General features: G+C 46.7%; 3 protein-coding genes and 2 pseudogenes. 4 read left to right on the forward strand and 1 reads right to left on the reverse strand.

Annotated features, from left to right (window positions below):
- A pseudogene (locus IM319_RS22745) lies at positions 1-184 on the forward strand (RNA-guided endonuclease TnpB family protein); the annotation flags it as partial.
- A gap of 5 nt (positions 185-189) precedes the next feature.
- Entirely contained in the window at positions 190-414 is a 225-nt protein-coding gene (locus tag IM319_RS22750; RefSeq protein WP_287686208.1) for a hypothetical protein, read from the forward strand.
- A 50-nt stretch (positions 415-464) separates the two neighbouring features.
- On the opposite strand, the gene IM319_RS13815 is transcribed toward IM319_RS22750, so the two are convergent.
- Entirely contained in the window at positions 465-2,717 is a 2,253-nt protein-coding gene (locus IM319_RS13815) for an IMS domain-containing protein (RefSeq protein WP_287735953.1), read from the reverse strand.
- Between the two features lie 247 nt (positions 2,718-2,964).
- On the opposite strand from IM319_RS13815, the gene pdhA reads away from it, so the two are divergent.
- Positions 2,965-3,999, forward strand: coding sequence for a pyruvate dehydrogenase (acetyl-transferring) E1 component subunit alpha (gene pdhA / locus IM319_RS13820; protein ID WP_287078175.1), 1,035 nt, complete (start codon positions 2,965-2,967; stop codon positions 3,997-3,999).
- A gap of 221 nt (positions 4,000-4,220) precedes the next feature.
- Positions 4,221-4,353 (forward strand): annotated as a pseudogene (locus IM319_RS13825) (RNA-guided endonuclease TnpB family protein); the annotation flags it as partial.

Raw genomic sequence — 4,353 nt, forward strand, 5'->3', positions numbered from 1 at the left:
TAGCTGTTATGTCATTGAAATAGTCTATGAAAGACGGTCGGAAACCACAGATAAACAACAGATAGCTGGGGTAGATTTAGGAGTTAATAACTTAATGGCTGTAACTACAAATCAAACAGGTGTAGCACCTCTTTTGGTAAAAGAAATAATCAACAATTTGTCAATATTTCCCATTATAGATTAATAGAAATGTTAACCTATAAAGCTCAATTAAAAGGAATAAAAGTCATAATAACTGAAGAATCCTATACCTCACAATCCAGTGCTTTAGATAGGGATGAGTTACCTAAATATGGTGAAGAAAAACCATTATTTAAGGGAAAAAGGTTAGCTAGGGGACTTTTTAGAAAAGTAATTCCTGATGTCATTGACCAGGGAATAAAGGGTTTGCCGTTTAATCCGCTCCGTGCTTGACCCACTACGAATGACTAAGCTTTCAGACTTTTAAGTAAGTTTGAGTAAGTTTAGTTGAGCGGTAAGACTTGGGTTTTTTCGATCAACCATTTATCTCCTTGCCGTACCAAATCATAGCGCAGGTTCAAGGACTCATTATAGGAACGATTGACAATTTCCTTGCCATTATGGAAATACATGGCCTTTTCGTTTACTATCGCTTCCACCGTCGCTAAATTAGGATTTTTCGCATTATTAGTAACTGAGCGCACATCCACTTGATGATCGTAGCGCCAATAGTTATTTCCCTGTAAAGCCGCCGCTCGTTTTTGCCAAATTTGCAAGGCTGAACCCGTTAAAATCTCCTTTAATTGCTCTTTTTGGTGTTCACTGCCAAAAGCCGCCGATTTTGCCCCTAACCAAGCTTGAATCGTCTCCTTGGCCGTTTCCTTGTCTAAGGGAATCCCTGCCATCACTTCCGCATTAGCCGAAGGAATTTCTAGTATGGGAGTATTTAAAGAAATCGGTAACTGTTCCCCTTGCAAGGCTGCCAAAGGAGATTGACTATCGACAATTGCCTTTACCCCCAGGGCTAAAACTGCGAGCGTTCCCACTAATCCTACCCCTAATATCGCCACTCGATCGAGTCGCAGTTTTCTGCGGGCCGGTCGTCTCCGTTTCGGTGCGACTACGGCAGTTTTTCCCGTTTCTAGGGCTGCCGGCCCGGAGTTGCCCGCTGCTGGGGGACGGGAGCGACTGGGACGACGACGAGGGGGATTAAGTGCCGGTTGACGATAGGCTGCTGTCACCACTACACTGCCCTGAGTATAGGGGGTGAGAGTTTCCCCCTGAGCGGTGGCTCTCAGGGTGGGTACAGCAGTGCTTGTCCGCTCACCGTTAACTCTAGCTAAAGACGGGTTTTGGGGACGAGACTGGGAAGAAGAATAAGCGGATTCCCTCATCGGTGTCGCTCCTAGCACTGGGTTTAAATGGGTGGGGGGGGTGTGGGTTTTCAGAACATTTACTTCCGATTCTAAGGGTTCGCTGGCCTTTTCTCGAACCTCGACGGGAACTTTTTCGTCAGGAAACCCTGACAATTTTTCTAAATAATTTTGTACATCTTCCTCAGCAAAATACTCTTTGAGTGAGGCTTTCCGCTCGACTAAATCACTAAAATGGCAGAAAACTTCTGTTTGTAACCAACGCTCACCGTAACGACATAACCCGGGTAAAAGATCGGCAGATTGCCCAGATTGTTCCTTAATATAATTTAATATTTCTTGCTCTTGACTTTTTTCTAAAATTGTGCTTGCTCGTTCCGTCTGACCGAGCAGTAGGGCGCAGATCGATCGCTCTAGGGAGACATCCTGATGTTTTTGTAATTGCTGCAGGCGCTCGCTGGCTGCGACAATAGCGGCGGGTTGTTTTTGGGCGAAACCGCGGGCGATCAAGGCATAGACTAGCAGATAATTACCCACCGCCGAGGGGCGTTGTGCCTCTTTTGCCCAGATTTTCTCCTGTTCGGCCTGAGTTAAATAAACCCGTAACTGTTGAATAAAGCGTAAAAAATTATCCACCCCCAACCCAGAGCGATCGTCGCCCTGGCCATCGATGCCGCCGCGAGCGGCCAACATCTCCTCCAAGAGATTTAAGCCGCGCTGACGGGCAAGACTAGGTTTTTTTTCTTGGGATAACAATTCCAGAATCCGGTAGGGACGCAGGCGCTCGCAATCATGGCGAATCTCGTGGGCCACTTGCGGGAACATTTGTTCTTGTTCCAAGCAAGTCAGGGCTTTGGCCGCGGTGCTGGCCGCCTGTTCATAATTTTTATCCTGCCAATATTCCCGACTTAATTCCCCGTAGGCCAAAGCCAAGGTTAAGATCATGTCTGGGCGAGTAGTTGGCTCTAAATCTAGATAAGTTTCGGCCAAACGAATCACTAACTCGTATTCTCCCAACTCTTGCAGGATGAGCAAAGCTCCCACCAGATCGGCGGGGGCAATGGTAATCTGGGGAGTGAGATATTCCGGGGAAGCGGCGGTCACTTCCCCACCGTGAGAATCTAGGTTTTCGGCGCTGCTTTCTGGGTTGAGAAGCAGGGGATTGGGGTCGAAAAATTGGGCATCGTAATCACGACGGCGATCCGCAGCACTTAACACTTGGTAAGCTTCATCTAACAAGTGCTGACGGGCAATGATCGCTGTTTGACTGTATTCTTGACGTGGCAATTGCCGTCCCCGGTCGGCGTGGGCCAAATCAATCTGCTCGGCACTCACCTGAAAGGGGATTCCCAGTATCCTGTAGTAGTCGAGAGGAATTCGCACGGTTAGCTGTACCTCAACTCTGGAGAGTCCTTAGTGAATTAAGTGATGTAAGTGAGAGCGGAGCGAGTAAAATAACAAGATACCATCTTATCCTAGCCAATCTCTGACTGACTAAGATTAGATTTGAGAGAGAAAATACCAAGAACCCCTTGGTTTAAGACCAAAAAATTCACTGCCATAATTCTCGAAAAATCTACCGCTTCCTCTCCCCTTGCCTTTTTGTTGTCTAAATGATACTACAGACCCTATGATTTCCGAACGTACTTTACCAACCTTTAATCCTGCTTCCATCATTATTACCAAAGCTGAAGGTCTTCGCCTATACGAGGATATGGTTTTGGGGCGGATGTTTGAAGATAAATGTGCCGAAATGTATTATCGGGGCAAAATGTTCGGTTTTGTCCACCTCTACAACGGTCAAGAAGCGATATCTAGCGGTATTATTAAAGCCTTGCGTCAGGGAGAAGATTACGTTTCTAGCACCTATCGCGATCACGTCCACGCCCTCAGTGCTGGAGTTCCCGCTCAAGAGGTAATGGCGGAGTTATTCGGCAAAGCTACTGGCTGCAGTAAAGGACGGGGTGGCTCCATGCATATGTTTTCCGCCGAACATAAGCTTTTAGGGGGTTACGCTTTTGTGGCCGAGGGGATTCCCGTCGCTACCGGGGCGGCTTTTCAAAGTAAGTACCGTCGCGAAGCCATGGGTGATGCCAGTGCCGATCAGGTAACGGTCTGTTTCTTCGGGGATGGGGCGAGTAATAATGGCCAGTTTTTTGAGTGTCTGAATATGGCCGCCCTCTGGAAGTTGCCGATTATCTATGTGGTGGAAAATAATAAGTGGGCGATCGGTATGGCCCATGATCGAGCCACTTCTCAACCGGAAATCTATAAAAAAGCCAGTGTTTTTAGTATGGTCGGCGTGGAAGTGGACGGTATGGATGTGGTCGCCGTTCATGCCGCCGCCAGAGAAGCTGTGGCCCGCGCCCGCGCTGGTGAAGGACCGACTTTAATTGAGGCCTTAACCTATCGTTTCCGGGGTCACTCTCTGGCAGATCCCGACGAGTTACGCAGTGCTGATGAGAAACAATTCTGGGGCGAAAGAGATCCGATCACTCGCTTTGCCGCCTACCTCTACGAGCGAGATCTGGCCACGAGAGAGGAATTAAAAGAAATCGAGGAGAAAATTCTAGCTGAAATCGAGGCAGCGGTTAAATTTGCCGAATCTAGCCCTGAACCCGATCCTAGTGAACTAACTCGCTTTATTTTCGCTGAAGACGAGTAATTTCAGTGATCGGTGATCAGTTACCAGTTATTCAGAGTTGAGTTTTCAGTTCACTGATCACTGTTTATTGATCACTGATTGCTGATCACTGATTACTGATCACTGATTACCGAAATTTTGGGTTAAAGCCCCGTCTTTTTAGGACGGCTTTTTAAACTATAGCTTGTTAACTTAACTTTTATCGTGCTATACTGATTTTATCTAAGTACCCCTTGCGTAAAATGTTTGTCTTAGAGTTTAAAGTTAAAGCTAAAACTCAACAGTATCAAGCCATAGACGATGCTATTCGTACTGCTCAATTCATCCGTAACAAATGTGTAAGGTTATGGATGGATACAAAAGGTACGGGTAAGA

Origin of the sequence: Microcystis sp. M113S1, from assembly GCF_020246945.1 — a bacterium.
In the GTDB taxonomy this organism is placed as follows: Bacteria; Cyanobacteriota; Cyanobacteriia; order Cyanobacteriales; family Microcystaceae; genus Microcystis.

What these genes read in the sequence shown, in the direction of transcription:
- pdhA (WP_287078175.1), top strand. Translation starts at nt 2,965, where the DNA reads ATGATTTCCGAACGTACTTTACCAACCTTTAATCCTGCTTCCATCATT.
- IM319_RS22750 (WP_287686208.1), top strand. Translation starts at nt 190, where the DNA reads ATGTTAACCTATAAAGCTCAATTAAAAGGAATAAAAGTCATAATAACT.